Genomic DNA, 19,061 nt, shown 5'->3' with positions numbered 1-19,061 from the left:
TATTTTGTTCAGTATAACTACTAAAAAATTCTTCTACTTTAATTTTAAGCTTCCTCAAGCTCATCAATTTCAACCTTCAGATTCTTGATAATAAACTCTTGCCTATCTGGGGTGTTTTTTCCCATATAGAAAGACAACAATTGCTCAATTGAAGTATGTTTGTCCATCATAACGGGATCAAGACGGATGGTATCTCCAATAAAGTTTTTAAACTCGTCTGGAGAAATCTCTCCTAAACCTTTAAATCGGGTGATTTCTGGTTTTGGTTTTAGTTTTTCAATCGCGTCTTTTCTTTCTTCTTCAGAATAACAATAAATCGTTTCTTTTTTATTACGAACTCTGAAAAGTGGTGTTTGTAAAATATACAAATGCCCTTCTTTTATTAATTCTGGGAAAAACTGTAAAAAGAACGTAATCAAAAGCAAACGAATGTGCATTCCGTCGACATCGGCATCGGTTGCGATTACAATATTGTTGTAACGTAATTTTTCTAATCCGTCTTCAATATCAAGTGCTGCTTGCAATAAATTGAATTCCTCATTTTCATACACGATTTTCTTAGTCATCCCGTATGAATTCAAAGGCTTACCACGTAAACTGAAAACGGCTTGTGTGTTTACATCACGCGATTTTGTAATCGATCCAGAAGCCGAATCCCCCTCGGTAATAAAAAGCGTGCTTTCTAAGTTTCTTGGGTTTTTGGTATCAGGAAGATGCGCACGGCAATCTCTTAATTTTTTATTATGTAGATTGGCTTTTTTAGCACGATCTGTCGCTAATTTTCTAATTCCTGATAATTCTTTACGCTCACGTTCTGCCTGAAGAATTTTACGCAATAAAGCATCTGCAGTTGTTGGATTTTTATGCAGGTAGTTATCTAATTTCGTTTTGATGAAATCGTTAACGAAAGTACGAACAGAAACTGCTGGTGTTCCATCATCAGAGCCCATATCGGTAGAACCTAATTTTGTTTTGGTCTGAGACTCAAAAACCGGTTCCATTACTTTAATACTAATAGCACTTACAATCGATTTACGAACATCTGATGCTTCGAAATTTTTATTATAAAATTCACGAATGGTTTTTACAACTGCCTCACGATAAGCCGCTAAGTGCGTTCCTCCTTGAGTTGTGTTCTGACCATTTACGAAAGAGTGATATTCTTCACTGTATTGCGTTTTACTATGTGTCAGCGCAACCTCGATATCGTGCTCTTTTAAGTGAATAATCGGGTATTCTAAATCTTCTTCATTAATTGTTTCTTCTAATAAATCGCGAAGTCCATTTTCTGAATAATATTTTTCCCCATTGAAAATAATAGTCAAGCCATTGTTCAAATAACAATAGTTTTTGACCATTTTAATTACATATTCTAAACGAAATTTATAGTTTTTAAAGATCGTTTCGTCTGGCGTAAAAATTACTTTTGTTCCCTTACGTTTCGTCGTATCGATTACATCTTCTTCCTGAACCAGATTTCCAGCTGAGAATTCTGCAGATTTTTGTTTATCATCACGAACAGATTCTACACGGAAATAATTAGATAAAGCATTAACCGCTTTCGTTCCGACACCATTCAAACCAACTGATTTCTGGAAAGCTTTAGAATCGTATTTTCCTCCGGTATTCATTTTCGAAACTACATCGACCACTTTACCCAACGGAATTCCACGTCCGTAATCACGAACAGAAACTGTTTTGTCTTTAATACTTACCTCGATAGTTTTTCCGGCACCCATAACGAACTCATCGATACAGTTGTCTAAAACTTCTTTTAAAAGAATATAAATACCATCATCTGGTGATGATCCGTCCCCTAATTTCCCGATGTACATACCCGGACGCATACGAATATGTTCCTTCCAATCGAGTGAACGAATATTATCTTCGTTGTATTGATTTTGCTCTAGCATAAATGAATTTAGGATTTTTGGCTAATTTACCATTTATCATCAAAAAATGAAAGCGTATTTCTTTTTTGTTATGAATAATAACAGTTCAAAATCTATTTAAATTGATTTTAAAATAAAATGGACATTAAAATTATAAAAAACTGCTTTTTCAGCAAAAAAAATACTATTTGATTCCGAGTACTTCTTTTGCCAATGCAATCATTTCGGGTGTTCCTGTATTTTTGTTCTTTTCGTCTGAAAGTTTGACCACTCCTTGCCAATGTACATTATCGGGCTTTGTATCGGTTAGTTTTATAACCATATTCATAGCCGGAAGTCCAACATCGTTAGTGAAATTTGTTCCGATTCCGAAAGACATTTTTATTTTGTCCTGACAGAAATCGACAATCTTTTTTACTTTATCGTAATTTAAAGAATCTGAAAAAACAATAACTTTTGATTTTGGGTCGATTCCCATTTTATTATAGTGGGCGATCACTTTTTGAGCAAACTCAATTGGATCGCCACTGTCATGTCTAACACCATCAAAAAGTTTAGAATATTTTTTATCAAATTGATTGAAGAATATTTCTGTTGTATAAGTATCTGTTAAAGCGATTCCGAGATCACCGCCATAAACCTTTGTCCAATTTTCGAGACTTATAAAATTTGCCACCTGAAAACCATATTGCGCCGCATGAAACATAAACCATTCGTGAGCATGAGTTCCCAAAGGTCTTCTGTTGTTAACCATTGCAAAATGCACATTACTGGTTCCAATAAAGCTGTTTCCTCCGTAGGCTCTTAAAGTTTCATTTACCAAATCATGAACTTCGTAAGAATGGCGTCTTCTTGTTCCAAATTCTAAAATTGAAACTCCTAATTTATTATAATTGTCAATTTTTTCTTTCGTCAGTTCTTTTATGGCTTCATCATTTAAACGAATTAAATGATTTGATTTATAAAAAAGCTCCGAAATAAGTGCCATTAACGGAACTTCCCACAAAATAGTTCTATACCAATAACCTTCTACTGTTACCGCAATTTCTGAACCTTCTTGACTAATCTGAACCTCAGACGGATCAAAACTATATCCTTGCAGAAAATCTAAATAAGTTGGATCAAGATAAGGACAATAATGAGCTAAATAGTTCTTCTCTTCTTTTGTTAAACGAAGCTCAGACAATGCATCGACAGATTTTCGAAGTAAATCTGCAAAACCTTCCGGGAATATATGTTTACCACGATTTATAAATCCATAACGAACCTTTGCTTTCGGGAAAAGTTTAATTACAGCATGTTGCATCGTAAATTTATAGAAATCATTATCTAAAATTGATTTCAAAAAAGTATTTTCCATAGCACTCAAGTTCTTTTCATTCCTTGCTAAGATACGCCAATTTCAGAAAACACAAAAATTGTAGATTTCTTAATTTCTACTAAACAATTTTAAAAGAAACAATACTTTCTGTATCTATAAAAATCGTGATGTAATCTCCGATATTTTTATCAATTAGAATTTGAAATTCTAAACTTCCGCGCTTTTCTTTCGGATTAAGAACTTTAACTGGTTGATTCTTTCTGTTTAAATAAAAAACCTGGCTAGATTTGGAAACATTTTTAATCTCAACAGTGATTTTATCGCCATTCTTAGCTTCGATTATTCCCGAATTTGGAGTTTTTATTTTATAATCGTTTTCTATGGTTTTATTATAAATTAAAGGCCCATCTAAGAAATCACTTTTACTGATTCTGTCTCCGAGAAAAGTTCCCGAATCTGGATAATGCTTTGCAAAGAAATACTCGGGATTAGTATCAAAATATACGGGATTAAAATCGTTAACCATCCTTCCTTTACTGGTATCATAATATCCTTGTCCCCAAGTAACATCTACAAGACGCCATTTTTTATCAATTAAAACAACATTCCAAGCATGGTTTGATGAAGTCGTTTTACGGCCAATGTCTCTCAAATTTGTTTTTGAATCGCCTCGAATTATTTCGCATTTCAAGTTTACAAGCTCTGCTAAATGCTGATACAAAGCTGTAAAACCCTCACAAACTGCTTTTTTAGATTTAAAAGCTTTCTGAATTAGATTATCATTCAGTTGTTTTATTTTTCGCTGTTTTTCGGCTTCCGAAGAATAACTGAAACCTTGCACTCTTGGTGGATTCAAGTATGCATTGTAATCGTATCTTATATTGAAAGCAATCCAGCTGTAAATAGCGCGCGCACGATCATAATCCGAATCAAAATCTTTTTCGATTTTGTCAGCTAATTTTTCTGTGCTATCAAAGCTTTTTGGGTATTTTGCAACTGTTTTATCAACTTCGCTAATCTTCTGAGAAAAAGCAAAATTGATAAAAATACTATTTAATAAAAGGAAAATAAGGGCAATCTTTTTTTGTGGCATTTAAAAATTTGATTTAATAATATCTTTCAATTCCTGATCCAATTCTGGATTAGAGATTTTATTTTCTTGTAAATCAAAATTCGAGCCAAATGCTGGCAATGAGAAACTTCCTTTAATTTCTGCTCCATAACGAGGAAAGAGATTCTGTGCAATTCCTAAAACAGATGCGCCTCCTCTACCGCCTGGAGAAGTTGCCAATAATAACATTGGTTTATGCTGAAAAACATCTTTTTCGATTCTTGAACTCCAATCGAAAACATTTTTGAAAGCAACAGAATAATTTCCGTTATTTTCTGCCATTGAAACTACTAAAATATCAGCTTCTTTCAATTTGTTTAAGAATGCTTGTGCAACTTTATGCTGACCAACTTCTTTTTCAAGATCAACACTAAAAACTGGCATTGCAAAATCATTCAAATCTAAAACTTCAACGTCTGCATTTTCAAATAAACTTGATGCATAAGTAGCTAAACGTTTATTGATTGAGTGCTTACTGTTACTTCCTCCAAAGGCTATTATTTTCATATTTGTGGTATTTGTTTTTCCAACCATATAAGTAATATAAGTTCATTTAAAAAACTTTGACTTTAACTTAAAGAAGCCAAACTTAAATTTTCTTATATTACTTATATGGTCTAATATTAATTTTCTATTTCAAAAATCTCTTTTTGTATTTCTACAGAATAATCATTTGGCGAAATACTTCCACCGAAAGCTTTGGCATAAACTTTTGTAAATTCTGCTCCAAAATATAAAATAATAGCCGAATAATATACCCAAACCAAAATTATAATTACAGAACCCGCTGCGCCGTAAACACTTGCAACTGTTGAGTTTCCTAAGTAAACTCCTATGGCAAATTTACCTATCATGAACAAAATTGCAGTGCAAGAAGCCCCTATAAAAGCATCTTTCCACTTAATCACTCCATCTGGTAAAGTTCGGAATATAATTGCAAAAAGCAATGTAATACTGGCAAAAACAATCACTAGATTCACAACATAGAAAAGATATATTGTTGTGTCTGGAAAATAAAGTTTTAAACGGGCATTTAAAACGTCGAGTGTTGCATTGAGCATTAAGCTGACCAACATTAAAAATCCAACAGAAACGATCATCGAAAATGACATTAATCTGTTTTGTATAAATTTTTTCAAGCCTTTATTTGGTTTTGCACGAAGCCCCCAAATGTAGTTGATCGAACTCTGAATTTCGGCAAAAACTCCTGATGCACCAACTAATAGCATCACAACTCCAAATATGGTTACAAAGACATTACTGTCTGATAATTGAACATTTTTGATTGCCTCCTGAATCTGTACAGCAGCATTATTCCCGACCAATCGATTTATCTGACCATATAATTGTCCTGTGACTGCCTCTTCCCCAAAAAAGAAGCCACAAATGGTAATTATAATAATCAACAAAGGAGGCAAAGCAAAAATGGTATAATAAGATAACGCTGCGCTTAACTTTATCGCATTGTCATCGTTAAATTCTAAAAATGTTGTTTTTAATAAATACCAAGTTTTCGAAAAGATATTATGATTTTTCATTTGCTAATTTTTTGATATTCACTCAAATTTAAGCAATAATGAAAATTCCTTACTTCTTGGATTTTCGTTGAGTTTTACATTTTTCCCACTACCTACGAAATATTCATAACGGAATATTTTTGCATCTATTATTTATAATGACAAAAAATCCCTTTATCATAAACAGTCCATAAACTCGCTTTTTGATTGGCTGCTTTTAGGGCATTATTGGCCCAAGTATTGCAAGTATAAAAAAGACTATAACTTCCTTTAGCTTCATAGAAAGCATCTTTTTTTCCGTAACTATGGCCTTCAATCCATTGTGGATGAACTGAATCACTAAAACTGTTTGAAATATAATTGACTAATTTTTGATAATTTTCTTTTGAAATCAAAATGCGTTTGCAGTCATCTCCTTCTCTTAACTGCTTAAAAAATGTTGCATGCACAGCAGAAGAACTAATCCCGAAAGCGGCTTTAAAAGCTGTGCTTGCTTTTAAATCTGACCATTCTGGAGTTTCAAGATAAAATCCTTTGTCTCCCCAGCCAAAAGCAATATAATTCATTAGCGAATCTTTTGATTGGGTTTGATTGAATTGAATTTCGTTTCGCCAGTCTTTGATTTCATTTTTTATAGGAACAACAATATCAGTATGAACTCCATTAGAAAGAATGTAAATGGGAACGGCATCTTGCTCTTCGACTTTTGCAATATCTGAATTGACTGTAATTTTTGAAATAATTAAAACAGAAGAAATGTACAAAGCAAGAAAACTAAAGATTCCGAAAAGTGTCCAGCCTAGAATTTTGAATGTTTTTTTTAGCATTTTGATTGGTTGATTTTAGATTAGTAATTGGTTATTTTTTCTGTAACCAATTTTTGAGCCAAAAATTTTTCAGTTGCTAAAATGGGACGCGGATTTTACAGATTCGCTTTCGCGAAAGCGCAGATTTAAACGGATTTTCATCTTATTTTTTTGTCTTCCTGAGCGAAGTCGAAGAACATCGTAGAAGCTCCATAAAACATTCCCGTTCTTTGTACGGGCTTCGATTTCGCTCAGCCTGATAAAGCAGAACTTTAATTTTAAGCATAAAAAAACTGCTGAATATCTCCAGCAGTTTTAGTCTATTATCTTTCTTCTTGTTTCTTTCTTCTTTAAAAAGACTAAACGTTAAAACGGAAATGCATTACATCACCATCTTTCACTATATATTCTTTTCCTTCAACTCTGAATTTTCCAGCTTCTTTTGCTTTTGCCTCAGAACCATAATGAACGTAATCGTCATATGAAATTACTTCTGCACGAATAAAGCCTTTTTCAAAATCTGTATGAATAACTCCTGCTGCTTGTGGCGCAGTTGCTCCAATATTGATTGTCCAAGCGCGAACTTCTTTCACTCCAGCTGTGAAGTAAGTTTGCTGTTTTAATAATTTGTAAGCCGCACGAATTAAAACTGATGCTCCTGGCTCTTCTAATCCCATATCTTCTAAGAAAACCTGACGCTCTTCGTAGCTTTCTAATTCTGTGATATCTGCCTCTGCTCCTACTGAAAGTACAATAACTTCAGCCTCCTCATCTTTTACTAATTCACGAACTTGATCAACATATTTGTTTCCGTTTACTGCTGAACTTTCGTCAACGTTACAAACATATAAAACTGGTTTTGCTGTAATTAATTGAAAAGCTTCCATAAGAACTTCTTCATCATTGTTTTGAGGAACAATTGTTCTTGCAGATTTTGCCTGTAAAAGAGCTTCTCTAATTCTGTTTAATAAAGCTTCTTCTGCCTGAGCTTCTTTATTTCCGGTTTTTGCAGCACGTTTTACTTTTTCTAAACGTTTTTCAACAGTTTCTAAGTCTTTTAACTGCAATTCGATGTCGATAGTTTCTTTGTCACGAATTGGATTTACGTTTCCGTCAACGTGCACAATATTATCATTATCAAAACAACGTAAAACGTGAATAATAGCATTACACTCTCTAATGTTTCCTAAAAACTGGTTTCCAAGACCTTCACCTTTACTTGCTCCTTTTACCAAACCTGCAATATCTACGATATCTACAGTTGCCATTTGAACGCGCTCTGGTTTAACCAATTCTTCCAATTTATTGATTCTTGGATCTGGAACGTTTACAACACCAATATTAGGTTCGATTGTACAAAACGGAAAGTTAGCACTTTGCGCTTTTGCATTAGATAAACAATTAAATAATGTTGATTTTCCAACATTTGGCAATCCTACAATTCCTGCTTTCATCTGTTTGTTTCTATATTATTTTAATCGGTCTTTAATTTCTTAGACCTGTTATGCTTTTTAAAAATTGACAAAATGCTCTTTTTGGGCATTAAAATTTTGCAAATATAAGATTTAATAACTCTTTCGCGAATTAAATATTTGTATTAATAAAATTTAAGAAACAGTCTTTTTACTTCTCACCTTTATTACCCTACTTTTCTTTTAAAAATTTTGTTTTTTTTTCAATAAAAAAATCCTGAACAATAAAGCCCAGGATTTCTTCTTTCTATTTATTAATTACAATTTAAACTCTAACGACGCAATAATTGCCTTTTCTTGATCTGTTGCCGTAAATCCCGAAATATCCCAATAATTAGTCAAGATTTTATTTTTCTTGTTAAAGAGCGATTTTTCCTTGAAAACATCACTTTCATTATAGGTGAAATTTTGTTTATTAAAACCTGTTGTGATAAAACTATTTCTTACTTGCACATTTTTAGTTTTATCTTTTAGAACAACATTATAGCCAATTTCTTCATTAGAACTCAATAAATAATAATCATTTCCGTCCCATCTGTAGTTTACTTTAACAAACGATTTTGTAATATTCTTATCACCCTCTTTTGTCTTTTCAACCACTTTATCGAGACTTGTAGGCGTAACCGAAATGGTAAATTCTACTATAATTTTTTTCTCAGGATCGTAAATAATTTCAAAATTATCAATCGCTTCTTTGGCTTTATCCAAAGGAACAACTGACATTACGTAGTAATCTTTGTTTTTTGAATGTCCTTTGGTTGTAAAATCATATTCCTTTTTGGCTTTTGGATCTAATAATGGTTCTAAGTATTTGAAATTTGAGTAATTCTCCATTATATTATTCAAATTATACCCTTTCAAATCAGCACTTACATCTTCTTCTAATAATCCATAAGAACGATTTTGTTCAACCAATAAAGTAGTTGCATTATTATTTTTATCAAATTGAAAATTTACCAATCCATCATTATAATACGTATACTGATTGTCGAGCATAAAAAACTCTCTCACATATACTTTCTGTCTATGGGATATACTAATTTTCTTTGTAGAATTGTTAACCAATTTCTGCAGTATTTTTTCTGGAGATTCTTTAGATAAAACTACTTCATCTAATTTATTGTTTTTACTCTTTAAATAAACAACAAATTTTTGATCTCCATTTAAAGAAGTCCAGCGTACGGTCAAATCTTCATAATTAGTTTCAGAAACCTGAACATTAGATCCACCAGTCAGCATAAAAGTAACTTTTCCTTCTTCATTGCTCAATAAAATCTGCTGGGTTTTCATTATTTTAACTGTAGCATTTTGTATTGGCTCCATAGTCTCTATATCCTTAACAATAATAGAATACTCTTCGTTTTGCGCCAAAACACTTACATAGCTAAATAAAACAACAAATAAAAGTAGCATTTTCTTCATAGGCATTGTTATTTTTTCAACTAAAGTATTAATTTTTTAACAATAAATCAACACTCAAAAATTTAAAACATTAACTATCAAAAAACTAACTTTTAAAAATACCTGAAATCAGGATAAAAAAAATCCTGAGTTTTTCAACTCAGGATTCTATAATTTATCAAACAATTATTCTTACTCGTTATGTAAGAAAGCTTGTCTTTCTAATAGAGTTTCTTCGTCCTCAACGTGATTGTCATCAGGTACACAACAGTCAACAGGACAAACAGCAGCACACTGCGGTTCATCATGAAAACCTTTACATTCTGTACATTTTCCAGGTACAATATAATAGATTTCATCAGAAATTGGAGTTTGCGCATCATCAGCGTCTACTTCAGTTCCGTCAGGTAAAACAATTTTTCCAGAAAGACTAGTTCCGTCTTTATATCTCCAATCATCTGCTCCTTCATATATTGCTGTATTTGGGCACTCTGGTTCGCAAGCCCCGCAATTGATGCATTCGTCAGTTATAATAATTGCCATCTTTTTATTTTTCTTAAAGTTAAAAGTCGTATAGTCTCATCGTCCGAAAAAAGTACACAAAACACATTCTTTGCTTTTGACTTGATGACTTTTGACTTTCGACTTAATTATGCTTATTTTTGTGCAAAATTACAATCAAAACAATTCATAAACAAACATTATGACATTAGAAACAAAAAAAAGTGTTTTTGTTGAATTAGGAAAATTTTTAAGTCAGTTTTCTGAAGGCGCTTCTGCGCAAAAATCTGACGTCTTATATAATGATCTCTTTTTTGATGATTTCAATAACCTGATTCATTTATCGCAATCTCATAATGGATGGTATACTCCTGAACAGGTTTATTTCTCTATACAATCTTGGGCTGAAGCTTTGACAAAAGAAAATATTGACAAATGGCTTTCTGTTTATAAAATTGAAGAGAATAATAAGAATCCAAAAACTATTGCTTTGATTTTAGCAGGAAATATTCCCTTAGTAGGTTTCCATGATTTCTTATCGGTTTTAATTACAGGCAACAAAGCTTTAATCAAAACTTCTTCAAACGACCAGCATTTATTACCATTTTTAGCTAAATATTTAATTGCTGTTGATGAAAATTTCAAAAACAAAATCACTTTCGTAGAAGGAAAACTAGAAAACTTCGACGCTGTAATCGCTACAGGAAGCAACAATACTTCTCGTTATTTTGAATATTATTTTAAAGACAAACCTTCAATCATTCGTAAAAACAGAAATTCGGCAGCGATTTTAACCGGAAAAGAAACCAACGAAGATTTAGAAGCATTGGGCGAAGATATTTTTAGATATTTTGGTTTAGGATGTCGAAATGTATCCAAGCTTTTTATTCCAAAAAACTATACTTTCGATGCTTTTTTCCAAGCCATGTTCAAATATCAAGATGTTATTCATTATGAAAAATACGCTAATAATTATGATTATAACAAAGCTGTATTTTTAATGAGTAATTTCAAATTACTAGACAACGGATTCTTGACTTTAAAAGAAGATTCAAGCTACGCTTCGCCTATTTCTAGTGTTTTTTATGAGTACTACGAAAACCTTGAAGATCTAGAAAAACGCCTTCAGGAAGACACAGATCAAATTCAATGTATTGTTAGCAGTAATTTAACTACAAATAGTATTGCATTTGGTGAAACGCAAAAACCGCAATTGTGGGATTACGCAGATAATGTCGATACTATAACGTTTTTGTTAACAACAAAGTAATAAATTGTTTAATTATTTCGAATATTTTAACGCTTTTTCGGCTCTTATTACCGAAATTTGCGTCTTTAAAATTTTCGACTATTAACAACAACCATGAAAAAACACAACTACAGCGCAGGACCAAGTATTTTACCTCAGGAAGTTTTTGAGAAGGCATCAAAAGCAATTTTAAATTTTAATGATTCAGGGTTATCTATTCTTGAAATCTCGCACCGAAGCAAAGATTTCGTTGCAGTTATGGAGGAGGCTCGTTCCCTTGCTTTAGAATTATTAGGACTTCAAGGAAAAGGTTATCAGGCTTTATTTTTACAAGGTGGTGCCAGCACAGCATTCTTAATGGCTCCATACAACTTAATGAAAGAAAACGGAAAAGCAGCTTATTTAGATTCGGGAACGTGGGCAACCGCAGCGATAAAAGAAGCAAAACTTTTCGGTGATACTGTTGTCGTAGCTTCTTCAAAAGAAGACAATTATACTTATGTTCCAAAAGGTTACGAAATTCCAGCTGATGCTGATTATTTCCACTGCACAAGCAACAATACTATCTTTGGAACTCAAATGAAAGATTTTCCAGCAACAAACGTACCTGTTGTTTGCGATATGAGTTCTGATATTTTTTCACGTGAATTAGATTTTTCTAAATTCGACTTAATCTATGCTGGAGCTCAAAAAAATATGGGACCTGCTGGAACTACATTGGTAGTAGTTAAAGAAGAAATCTTAGGCAAAAACGGAAGAACAATTCCTAGTATGCTAGATTACGCTAAACACATTAAAGGAGAAAGTATGTACAATACTCCACCTGTATTTGCTGTTTACGTTTCTCTTTTAACTTTACAATGGATTAAAGAAAAAGGCGGAATCGCTGCTGTTGAAAAATTAAACAACGCTAAAGCAGAATTACTTTACGCTGAAATCGACAGAAACCCGTTATTCAAAGGTGCTGCTGCAGTAGAAGATCGTTCAAATATGAACGTAACTTTCTTATTGAACAATCCTGAACACACTGAAACTTTTGATGCTTTATGGAAAGCTGCAAACATTTCTGGATTGCCAGGACACCGTTCTGTAGGTGGTTACAGAGCTTCTATCTACAACGCTATGCCAATTGAAAGCGTTCAGGTTTTAGTTGATGTAATGAAAGCTTTGGAAGCTAAAGTTTAATTTTTTTTCGGTTAATCGTTAATTTGTTTAACTGTTTAATCGTAAAACATTTCCTTTAGAAAAATATCAAAAAAGAAAAAATTAAAAATTGGTTTATCGATTAAACAAATAAACGGTTCACCAAATAAACAATAAACACACAATGAAAGTATTAGCAAATGACGGAATTTCTAAAAGCGGAATTCTAGCCTTAGAAAAAGGTGGATTTGAAGTTATAACTACAAAAGTAGCTCAAGAACAAGTAGCTAACTATATCAATGAAAATAATGTTGACGTAATTTTAGTTCGTAGTGCAACTAAAGTTCGTAAAGATATAATCGACGCTTGTCCTGGCATCAAAATCATCGGTCGTGGTGGTGTTGGTATGGATAATATCGATGTGGATTATGCTAAAAGCAAAGGAATTCATGTAATTAATACTCCTGCTTCATCTTCAGAATCTGTTGCTGAATTAGTTTTCGGTCACTTATTCAATGGTGTACGTTTTTTGCATGATTCTAACAGAAATATGCCTCTAGAAGGAGATTCAAACTTTGACGGTTTGAAAAAAGCATATGCTAACGGAACTGAATTAAGAGGAAAAACTTTAGGTATTGTTGGTATTGGTCGTATCGGACAAGCTACTGCAAAAATGGCTCTTGGTTTAGGAATGAAAGTTATTGCAGCTGATAGTTTTATTCCTCAAGTTGATGTAAAAGTTGAATTTTTCGACGGACAATCAATTACAACTACAATCGTTTCTCAATCTTTAGAGTCTTTATTTAAAGAAGCTGATTTCATTACATTGCACGTTCCTGCTCAAAATGGTTATATCATTGGAGAAAAAGAACTTGAAATCATGAAAGATGGTGTTGGAATCGTGAATTGTGCTCGTGGTGGTGTTATTGATGAAGTAGCTTTGGTAAAAGCTTTAGATTCAGGAAAAGTTGCTTTTGCTGGTTTAGATGTTTTCGAAAACGAACCAAAACCAGAAATGGCAATCTTAATGCACTCTAAAATTTCATTAACTCCGCACATTGGAGCTGCGACTGGAGAAGCACAAGACAGAATTGGTACTGAATTAGCATCACAAATTATTACTTTGTTAAGCTAATCACTTATAATTAAATTACTTGCAAAGGGATTTATTAACATTGTTTAATAAATCCCTTTCTTTTTTTGTTTAAATTTGAGTTCTAATCTAAATCCTAAAAATCATGTTTGAACAATTAACTCAATTAGTGCAACAATATGGAGGCGATGCAGTTGTAAACAATAACGCTGTCCCAAATGAACATAACGAAGCTGTTATTAGCGAAACCAGCAATTCTATTTTTGAAGGATTAAAAAAGATTGTCTCTGAAGGCGGAACTGATCAAATTGCTGGATTATTCAATGGAAGTTCAGCCATTGACAGCTCAAATCCGGTAGTGCAACAAATTCAGCAACAACTAAGTGGAAATCTTGGCGAAAAATTCGGTTTAAGCAGTGCCGATTCAAATGGAGTTGCTTCCAATTTAATTCCACAGATTTTAGGTTCTCTAGTTAATAAAGCAAAAGATCCGAACGATAGCAGTTTTCAAATTTCAGATATTATAAATTCAATTTCAGGAAACAGCGGACAAGCTTCGGGAATAATGGACACCATTTCTAAATACGGAATGCAATTTGGCCTTGACCAAAACAACGACGGAAAAGTTGACGTTGCAGATGTTCTTGTAGTGACCAAAAGTAAAGGAGGAATCGCAGGTTTTATTGGAAAACTATTTGGAAGTAAATAATAAACAAAGAGTCGGAGTTGCAAAGCAACAAAGCCTTCAAAATATTAAAAAGCTGTTTGCAATTCTTGCAAACAGCTTTTTATTTACACCTTTGAACCTTCAAAAGAATGTTAAACCCCATTCTCTTTTCATCAGATATTCGTAAATTTAAGACATGAAAAAGTGCATTTCCATATTAATTGTTTTATTTACCATTATTGCGTGTTCATCGGCTTCTAAGAATATCGCCAGTATAGATACTGCTACACCAAACAAAAAAGTAAATGATACCGTTAGAATTGCAAATGATTCATTAGAATACGAAGTTATCATCATTGATAATGGATTCTCTACTTGGCTCGCTTCTAGAGCCTATCCACGAAACTATTATTCATTGCAATATCTTGAAAACAAAAACAATCTGTACGTAACCGAATGGAACAATCGTGTTTTACAACCACAGCGTTACAATCCAAATTTATACGAAATGTCTATTGATTATCGCCCAGATATTCATTATGGCTACGAAGTAAATTACTTAATTTACAATTACATGATTTATTTTCAAAATACTTACAAACAAAAGCTTTGGGGTTATGTTCCCTCAAGATAATATACTATATTTGTAATCATTACAAATAGCAATGAACAGATTAAAAAAACGCTGGGGAATCACCTCCAATTTACAAGCCATAATTATATTTATCGTTTTTGCCATCACAGGATCGGCATCTGCGTGGCTGTCTAAACCATTCTGCGTTTGGCTGGGAATTACTAAAGAAGATTTTGGAGGCTGGTTTACACTCATTCGCCTTATAATTATCTTTCCAATTTACCAAGTTTTATTAGTTGCGATCGGAACTATTTTTGGACAATTTAAATTCTTTTGGAACTTCGAAAAGAAAATGCTTAAAAACATGGGACTTGGTTTTTTATTTAAGGATTAGTTCCTTTCTATAGCTCTTAACTTTTTTATTTTTTCTGGAAGAAATAAGTATAAATCCAAGTAAGAGTAAAAGACGGAATAACATCAGTAAAAGGCAATATTTCCTCCAGAAAAGTCAAGACTCCTGCCACTTTTCCTACTCTTCCTTTATACATTCTTGACATAATTAGAGCAGCAATCGGCGCCCAAATTACATCTGAAAACTCCCCTAGAAACGGAATCGAAAAAGAAATCATACCAATTCCGTCCAAAACCAATCCAATGAGTAGTTTCGACATTCTGTCATCTTCTGCAACTTCTAAATCTTGCATAACACATTCATTTTTAAGTTAATCGAAATTAAAAATAATTCTCGAAATACTATTATTTCTTTTCTAAATTTAATTTTCAATATTCCCATATCAATTTACGTACCGATTTTAAATTTGAGATTTTATAAAATCAATTCGCTCTTTTTGGAATTTGGGATTTTACATATTGTAATTTGATTTTGAGCATAATCTTCGTTTCTTTGTAAAAACAGTTTCATCAAATGATACACGCAAAAAACATTCATAAATTCTACGACAAACTTGAAGTATTAAAAGGTGTCGATTTACATATTAAAAAAGGCGAAATTGTTTCTATCGTTGGTGCTTCGGGTGCTGGAAAAACAACTTTATTACAAATTCTAGGAACTTTAGATAAACCCGATCATAATCCAGATTCATCTCTAACTATTAATGGAAAAAATGTTTTGGAACTGCAAAACATCAAAAATGACAACTCAAACCAAGAAAAAGCATTCAAAATCATTACTTGGTTAGGAGCTTTTTACTTTGTTTTATTAGCAGTTTTTGTATTATTTTTTAGAAGTAAAATAGAAAATGATATTTTCGGTTATGGCACATGGGCAGTAATACTTGCACCTACTCTATTATTGTTTTTTTATTACAGCCGATATTTCAAAAAGAAAAGCAAACAAGACAAAGTTTTATCCGATTTTAGAAATTTAAATTTAGGATTCATTTTTCAATTCCATCAGCTTTTGCCTGAGTTTACAGCCTTAGAAAATGTCTGCATTCCAGCTCATATTGCAGGCAAAAAAACAGCCGAAACAGAAGAAGAAGCAAAAAAATTATTGAATTATCTTGGACTTTCGCACAGAATTAATCATAAACCAAGCGAACTCTCAGGCGGAGAACAACAGCGTGTTGCCGTTGCGAGAGCTTTAATCAATAAACCAGATGTCATTTTTGCCGATGAACCTTCTGGAAATCTAGATACTCATTCTGCAGAAAACCTGCATCAGCTATTTTTCAAGCTTCGTGATGAGTTCGGACAAACTTTTGTTATTGTAACACATAACGAAGAATTAGCCAACATGGCTGATAGAAAATTAGTTATGGTTGACGGCCAAATCAGCAATTAGAATAATCAGGAGCTATTTCCTGCTGTCCTTCCAATCTTTTATGCCGAACCCCGGCATAAAAGGATTTTCCCTCCCATCAGGGCTAGGGCACTCGAACACATAAGAAGATTTCATTTCAACATGAACCAAAAAGAACTCAAAGAATTTCTAGACGAAAAAGTCATTCAATATAACAATCAGGATTTCATCGAAAGTGACCCTGTTCAAATTCCGCATCTCTTTACTCAAAAAGAAGATATTGAAATTGCAGGCTTCTTAAGCGCTTCTATTGCTTGGGGAAATCGTAAAATGATTATCAAGAATTCGCATAAAATGATGGAATTAATGGGCAATACGCCATATGATTTTGTTATGTCACATTCAGATGAGGACTTGGCAAGATTGGAAACATTCGTTCATAGAACTTTTAATGGTCATGATTTTGCGGGTTTCATAAAAGGTTTAAATAACATTTACAAAAATCACAACGGATTAGAATCTGTTTTTGCTAAAAATCAGGAAAAAGATAGTTTGCAGAAAAGTATCAGCGAATTCAAAAAAATATTTTTCGAAACAGATCATTTAGCAAGAACTCAGAAACATATTTCAGATCCGTTGAACAATTCAGCGGCTAAGAGAATCAACATGTATCTGCGATGGATGGTGCGACAAGATGCTAAAGGAGTCGATTTAGGAATTTGGAAAAGCATTTCTCCTTCAGTTTTATCTTGTCCACTAGATGTACATTCTGGAAATGTTGCCCGTAAACTTGGTATTCTTTCGCGAAAGCAAAATGATGCCAAAGCTTTACTTGAATTAGACACCAAGTTAAGAGAAATGGATGCAAAAGATCCTGTAAAATATGATTTTGCTTTATTTGGATTGGGTGTTTTTGAAGGTTTTTAAACTTTTTAAAATCTAAAAATATACAACTGTCAGGCTGAGCGAAGTCGAAGCCCACGTTCCAATCGTTACGCTCTTCGACTTCGCTCAGAGTGACATTCAAAGTGATAATACGACATCAAAAATTACAAATTCAACAAAAAACCATGAATTTAACGTACATTTGCACAAAATTTAAAGCAAATGAGCACTTTCGAAAAATTTAATCTTCCAAAATCATTACAAAAAGCAGTTGACGAATTAGGATTTGTTACGCCTACTCCTATTCAAGAAAAATCTTTTTCTGTAATCATGTCTGGACGTGATATGATGGGAATTGCACAAACTGGAACTGGTAAAACATTTGCTTATTTACTGCCTCTTTTAAAGCTGTATAAATTCACTCATACCAATACACCAAAAATTGTAATCCTTGTTCCAACTCGTGAATTAGTAGTTCAGGTTGTAGAAGAAGTAGAGAAACTGACTACATACATGTCGGTTAAAACTTTAGGTATTTACGGTGGTGTAAACATCAATACTCAAAAAAAAGCCGTTTATGAAGGTGTCGACATTTTAGTTGGAACACCAGGACGTACTATGGATTTAGCACTTGACGCGGTAGTTCGTTTTGACGAAACACAAAAATTAGTAATTGACGAGTTTGACGAAATGCTGAATTTAGGTTTCAGACCACAGCTTACTTCGCTTTTTGCAATGATGAAAACTAAACGTCAAAATATTCTGTTCTCTGCAACAATGACAGATGAAGTTGATGATTTGTTAAATGATTATTTTGATTTTCCTGAAGAGGTGACATTAGCTCCATCAGGAACTCCACTAGAAAAAATTACACAGCTTACTTATAACGTTCCGAATTTTAATACCAAAGTAAACCTTTTAAAATATTTACTGGAAACTGACGAAAGCATGAGCCGTATTCTAGTTTTCGTAAATAACAAAAAGATTTCGGATATGCTTTTCAATCGTATCGACGAGCTTTTTGATGGACAATTTGGTGTAATTCACTCCAACAAATCTCAAAATTACCGTTTGAGTACAATGGCCGAATTTCAAGAAGGAAATCTTCGCGGTTTAATTACAACCGACGTTATGGCAAGAGGTTTGGATATTTCGAATATTACTCACGTAATTAACTTCGAACTTCCAGAAGAACCAGAATTGTATATGCACAGAATTGGTCGTACGGGTCGTGCAGACGCAACGGGAACAGCAATTAGTTTTGTTACTCCAAGAGAAGAAGAATTTAAAATAGAAACGGAACTTTTAATGGATCAAGAGCTTGAAATTGCCGATTTTCCTGAAGAAGTTGAAATTTCAGAAAAGTTAATTGAAGCTGAAAAAGATAAATTACCTAGAAAGTTTCTACTGAAAAAACCAAAACTAGAAGGTGACGGTGCTTTCCATGAAAAATCTAAAAAGAACCAAAAAGTCAATCTTGGTGGTCCTTCAAAAACCAAAAAGAAAACGCATGGTTCTGTTAACAGAAATATGTTGAAGACAAGAAATGAGAAGAAGAAAAAAAAATAACTTTTTTTTAGATGCTAAGCTACTAAGTTGCTAAGGTTCTAAGTTTTTTATATAACACTAAAAAAGGGTAAAGATTCAAAGAATCTTTACCCTTTTTT

The 19,061-nt window shown here is 32.9% G+C and carries 18 protein-coding genes and 2 pseudogenes; 10 read left to right on the top strand and 10 right to left on the bottom strand.

The window, feature by feature from the left end:
• Window positions 1-44 precede the first annotated feature (44 nt).
• The 9 genes from AC1Q5Z_RS02345 to AC1Q5Z_RS02305 all read right to left on the bottom strand — a co-directional run bounded on the left by AC1Q5Z_RS02345 (window position 45) and on the right by AC1Q5Z_RS02305 (window position 10,063).
• Window positions 45-1,913 carry a DNA topoisomerase IV subunit B gene (locus AC1Q5Z_RS02345; RefSeq protein WP_198857100.1) on the bottom strand — a complete coding sequence of 623 codons (1,869 nt, stop codon included), beginning with the start codon at window positions 1,911-1,913 and terminating at the stop codon, window positions 45-47.
• Window positions 1,914-2,076: 163 nt separating this feature from the next.
• On the bottom strand, window positions 2,077-3,252 hold the full coding sequence (pncB, locus tag AC1Q5Z_RS02340) for a nicotinate phosphoribosyltransferase (protein WP_492443686.1): 1,176 nt from the start codon (window positions 3,250-3,252) through the stop codon (window positions 2,077-2,079).
• 79 nt (window positions 3,253-3,331) lie between these two features.
• The gene (locus tag AC1Q5Z_RS02335) at window positions 3,332-4,306 is read right to left on the bottom strand and encodes a transglutaminase domain-containing protein (protein WP_343588820.1); all 975 of its coding nucleotides are present in this window, start codon (window positions 4,304-4,306) and stop codon (window positions 3,332-3,334) included.
• Window positions 4,307-4,831, bottom strand: coding sequence for an NADPH-dependent FMN reductase (locus AC1Q5Z_RS02330; protein ID WP_198857097.1), 525 nt, complete (start codon window positions 4,829-4,831; stop codon window positions 4,307-4,309).
• 116 nt (window positions 4,832-4,947) lie between these two features.
• Window positions 4,948-5,862, bottom strand: a complete 915-nt coding sequence (locus tag AC1Q5Z_RS02325; protein WP_289058274.1) for a YihY/virulence factor BrkB family protein — start codon at window positions 5,860-5,862, stop codon at window positions 4,948-4,950.
• A gap of 128 nt (window positions 5,863-5,990) precedes the next feature.
• Entirely contained in the window at window positions 5,991-6,668 is a 678-nt protein-coding gene (locus AC1Q5Z_RS02320) for a TIGR02117 family protein (protein ID WP_492443683.1), read from the bottom strand.
• Between the two features lie 338 nt (window positions 6,669-7,006).
• Window positions 7,007-8,101 (bottom strand): redox-regulated ATPase YchF, encoded by a 1,095-nt coding sequence (gene ychF, locus AC1Q5Z_RS02315; RefSeq protein WP_177210201.1) that lies wholly within the window; start codon window positions 8,099-8,101, stop codon window positions 7,007-7,009.
• 276 nt (window positions 8,102-8,377) lie between these two features.
• Window positions 8,378-9,541 (bottom strand): hypothetical protein, encoded by a 1,164-nt coding sequence (locus tag AC1Q5Z_RS02310; RefSeq protein ID WP_343588823.1) that lies wholly within the window; start codon window positions 9,539-9,541, stop codon window positions 8,378-8,380.
• A 171-nt stretch (window positions 9,542-9,712) separates the two neighbouring features.
• On the bottom strand, window positions 9,713-10,063 hold the full coding sequence (locus AC1Q5Z_RS02305; protein ID WP_111366760.1) for a 4Fe-4S dicluster domain-containing protein: 351 nt from the start codon (window positions 10,061-10,063) through the stop codon (window positions 9,713-9,715).
• Between the two features lie 160 nt (window positions 10,064-10,223).
• Here AC1Q5Z_RS02305 and AC1Q5Z_RS02300 point away from each other — a divergent pair, with 160 nt between their 5' ends.
• The 6 genes from AC1Q5Z_RS02300 (at window position 10,224) to AC1Q5Z_RS02275 (ending at window position 15,141) form a co-directional block, all read left to right on the top strand.
• Window positions 10,224-11,291, top strand: a complete 1,068-nt coding sequence (locus AC1Q5Z_RS02300) for an acyl-CoA reductase (RefSeq protein WP_492443679.1) — start codon at window positions 10,224-10,226, stop codon at window positions 11,289-11,291.
• A 93-nt stretch (window positions 11,292-11,384) separates the two neighbouring features.
• Window positions 11,385-12,455, top strand: coding sequence for a 3-phosphoserine/phosphohydroxythreonine transaminase (gene serC, locus AC1Q5Z_RS02295; RefSeq protein ID WP_198857091.1), 1,071 nt, complete (start codon window positions 11,385-11,387; stop codon window positions 12,453-12,455).
• 142 nt (window positions 12,456-12,597) lie between these two features.
• Window positions 12,598-13,548 carry a D-2-hydroxyacid dehydrogenase gene (locus AC1Q5Z_RS02290; protein WP_198857090.1) on the top strand — a complete coding sequence of 317 codons (951 nt, stop codon included), beginning with the start codon at window positions 12,598-12,600 and terminating at the stop codon, window positions 13,546-13,548.
• Window positions 13,549-13,651: 103 nt separating this feature from the next.
• A complete protein-coding gene (locus tag AC1Q5Z_RS02285; RefSeq protein WP_343588825.1) occupies window positions 13,652-14,215 on the top strand; it encodes a DUF937 domain-containing protein in 564 nt (187 codons plus the stop codon).
• A 154-nt stretch (window positions 14,216-14,369) separates the two neighbouring features.
• Window positions 14,370-14,807, top strand: a complete 438-nt coding sequence (locus AC1Q5Z_RS02280; protein WP_492443676.1) for a DUF6146 family protein — start codon at window positions 14,370-14,372, stop codon at window positions 14,805-14,807.
• Between the two features lie 31 nt (window positions 14,808-14,838).
• Window positions 14,839-15,141 (top strand): DUF6787 family protein, encoded by a 303-nt coding sequence (locus AC1Q5Z_RS02275; RefSeq protein WP_111366773.1) that lies wholly within the window; start codon window positions 14,839-14,841, stop codon window positions 15,139-15,141.
• 25 nt (window positions 15,142-15,166) lie between these two features.
• Here AC1Q5Z_RS02275 and AC1Q5Z_RS02270 read toward each other — a convergent pair whose 3' ends face one another.
• Window positions 15,167-15,451 carry a hypothetical protein gene (locus tag AC1Q5Z_RS02270; protein WP_198857087.1) on the bottom strand — a complete coding sequence of 95 codons (285 nt, stop codon included), beginning with the start codon at window positions 15,449-15,451 and terminating at the stop codon, window positions 15,167-15,169.
• Window positions 15,452-15,672: 221 nt separating this feature from the next.
• Between AC1Q5Z_RS02270 and AC1Q5Z_RS02265 the strand changes: the two are divergent.
• The 4 genes and pseudogenes from AC1Q5Z_RS02265 to AC1Q5Z_RS02250 form a co-directional block, all read left to right on the top strand.
• Window positions 15,673-15,885 (top strand): annotated as a pseudogene (locus AC1Q5Z_RS02265) (ATP-binding cassette domain-containing protein); the annotation flags it as partial.
• 216 nt (window positions 15,886-16,101) lie between these two features.
• Window positions 16,102-16,551: pseudogene (locus AC1Q5Z_RS02260) on the top strand (ABC transporter ATP-binding protein); the annotation flags it as partial.
• 120 nt (window positions 16,552-16,671) lie between these two features.
• Window positions 16,672-17,436 (top strand): TIGR02757 family protein, encoded by a 765-nt coding sequence (locus AC1Q5Z_RS02255; protein WP_198857085.1) that lies wholly within the window; start codon window positions 16,672-16,674, stop codon window positions 17,434-17,436.
• 180 nt (window positions 17,437-17,616) lie between these two features.
• Complete coding sequence (locus tag AC1Q5Z_RS02250; protein WP_343589924.1) at window positions 17,617-18,963, top strand: DEAD/DEAH box helicase; 1,347 nt, start codon at window positions 17,617-17,619, stop codon at window positions 18,961-18,963.
• Window positions 18,964-19,061: the final 98 nt, after the last annotated feature.

It is taken from the genome of Flavobacterium sp. GW823-FHT06G12, from assembly GCF_058794775.1.
This window is presented reverse-complemented; position numbering and strand designations above follow the sequence as displayed.

Coding starts and splice junctions, on each gene's coding strand:
- AC1Q5Z_RS02335 (WP_343588820.1), bottom strand. CDS start 4,306: ATGCCACAAAAAAAGATTGCCCTTATTTTCCTTTTATTAAATAGTATT.
- serC (WP_198857091.1), top strand. CDS start 11,385: ATGAAAAAACACAACTACAGCGCAGGACCAAGTATTTTACCTCAGGAA.
- AC1Q5Z_RS02300 (WP_492443679.1), top strand. CDS start 10,224: ATGACATTAGAAACAAAAAAAAGTGTTTTTGTTGAATTAGGAAAATTT.
- ychF (WP_177210201.1), bottom strand. CDS start 8,101: ATGAAAGCAGGAATTGTAGGATTGCCAAATGTTGGAAAATCAACATTA.
- AC1Q5Z_RS02255 (WP_198857085.1), top strand. CDS start 16,672: ATGAACCAAAAAGAACTCAAAGAATTTCTAGACGAAAAAGTCATTCAA.
- AC1Q5Z_RS02330 (WP_198857097.1), bottom strand. CDS start 4,831: ATGAAAATAATAGCCTTTGGAGGAAGTAACAGTAAGCACTCAATCAAT.
- AC1Q5Z_RS02305 (WP_111366760.1), bottom strand. CDS start 10,063: ATGGCAATTATTATAACTGACGAATGCATCAATTGCGGGGCTTGCGAA.
- AC1Q5Z_RS02250 (WP_343589924.1), top strand. CDS start 17,617: ATGAGCACTTTCGAAAAATTTAATCTTCCAAAATCATTACAAAAAGCA.
- pncB (WP_492443686.1), bottom strand. CDS start 3,252: ATGGAAAATACTTTTTTGAAATCAATTTTAGATAATGATTTCTATAAA.
- AC1Q5Z_RS02280 (WP_492443676.1), top strand. CDS start 14,370: ATGAAAAAGTGCATTTCCATATTAATTGTTTTATTTACCATTATTGCG.
- AC1Q5Z_RS02310 (WP_343588823.1), bottom strand. CDS start 9,541: ATGAAGAAAATGCTACTTTTATTTGTTGTTTTATTTAGCTATGTAAGT.
- AC1Q5Z_RS02290 (WP_198857090.1), top strand. CDS start 12,598: ATGAAAGTATTAGCAAATGACGGAATTTCTAAAAGCGGAATTCTAGCC.
- AC1Q5Z_RS02325 (WP_289058274.1), bottom strand. CDS start 5,862: ATGAAAAATCATAATATCTTTTCGAAAACTTGGTATTTATTAAAAACA.
- AC1Q5Z_RS02320 (WP_492443683.1), bottom strand. CDS start 6,668: ATGCTAAAAAAAACATTCAAAATTCTAGGCTGGACACTTTTCGGAATC.
- AC1Q5Z_RS02275 (WP_111366773.1), top strand. CDS start 14,839: ATGAACAGATTAAAAAAACGCTGGGGAATCACCTCCAATTTACAAGCC.
- AC1Q5Z_RS02285 (WP_343588825.1), top strand. CDS start 13,652: ATGTTTGAACAATTAACTCAATTAGTGCAACAATATGGAGGCGATGCA.
- AC1Q5Z_RS02345 (WP_198857100.1), bottom strand. CDS start 1,913: ATGCTAGAGCAAAATCAATACAACGAAGATAATATTCGTTCACTCGAT.
- AC1Q5Z_RS02270 (WP_198857087.1), bottom strand. CDS start 15,451: ATGCAAGATTTAGAAGTTGCAGAAGATGACAGAATGTCGAAACTACTC.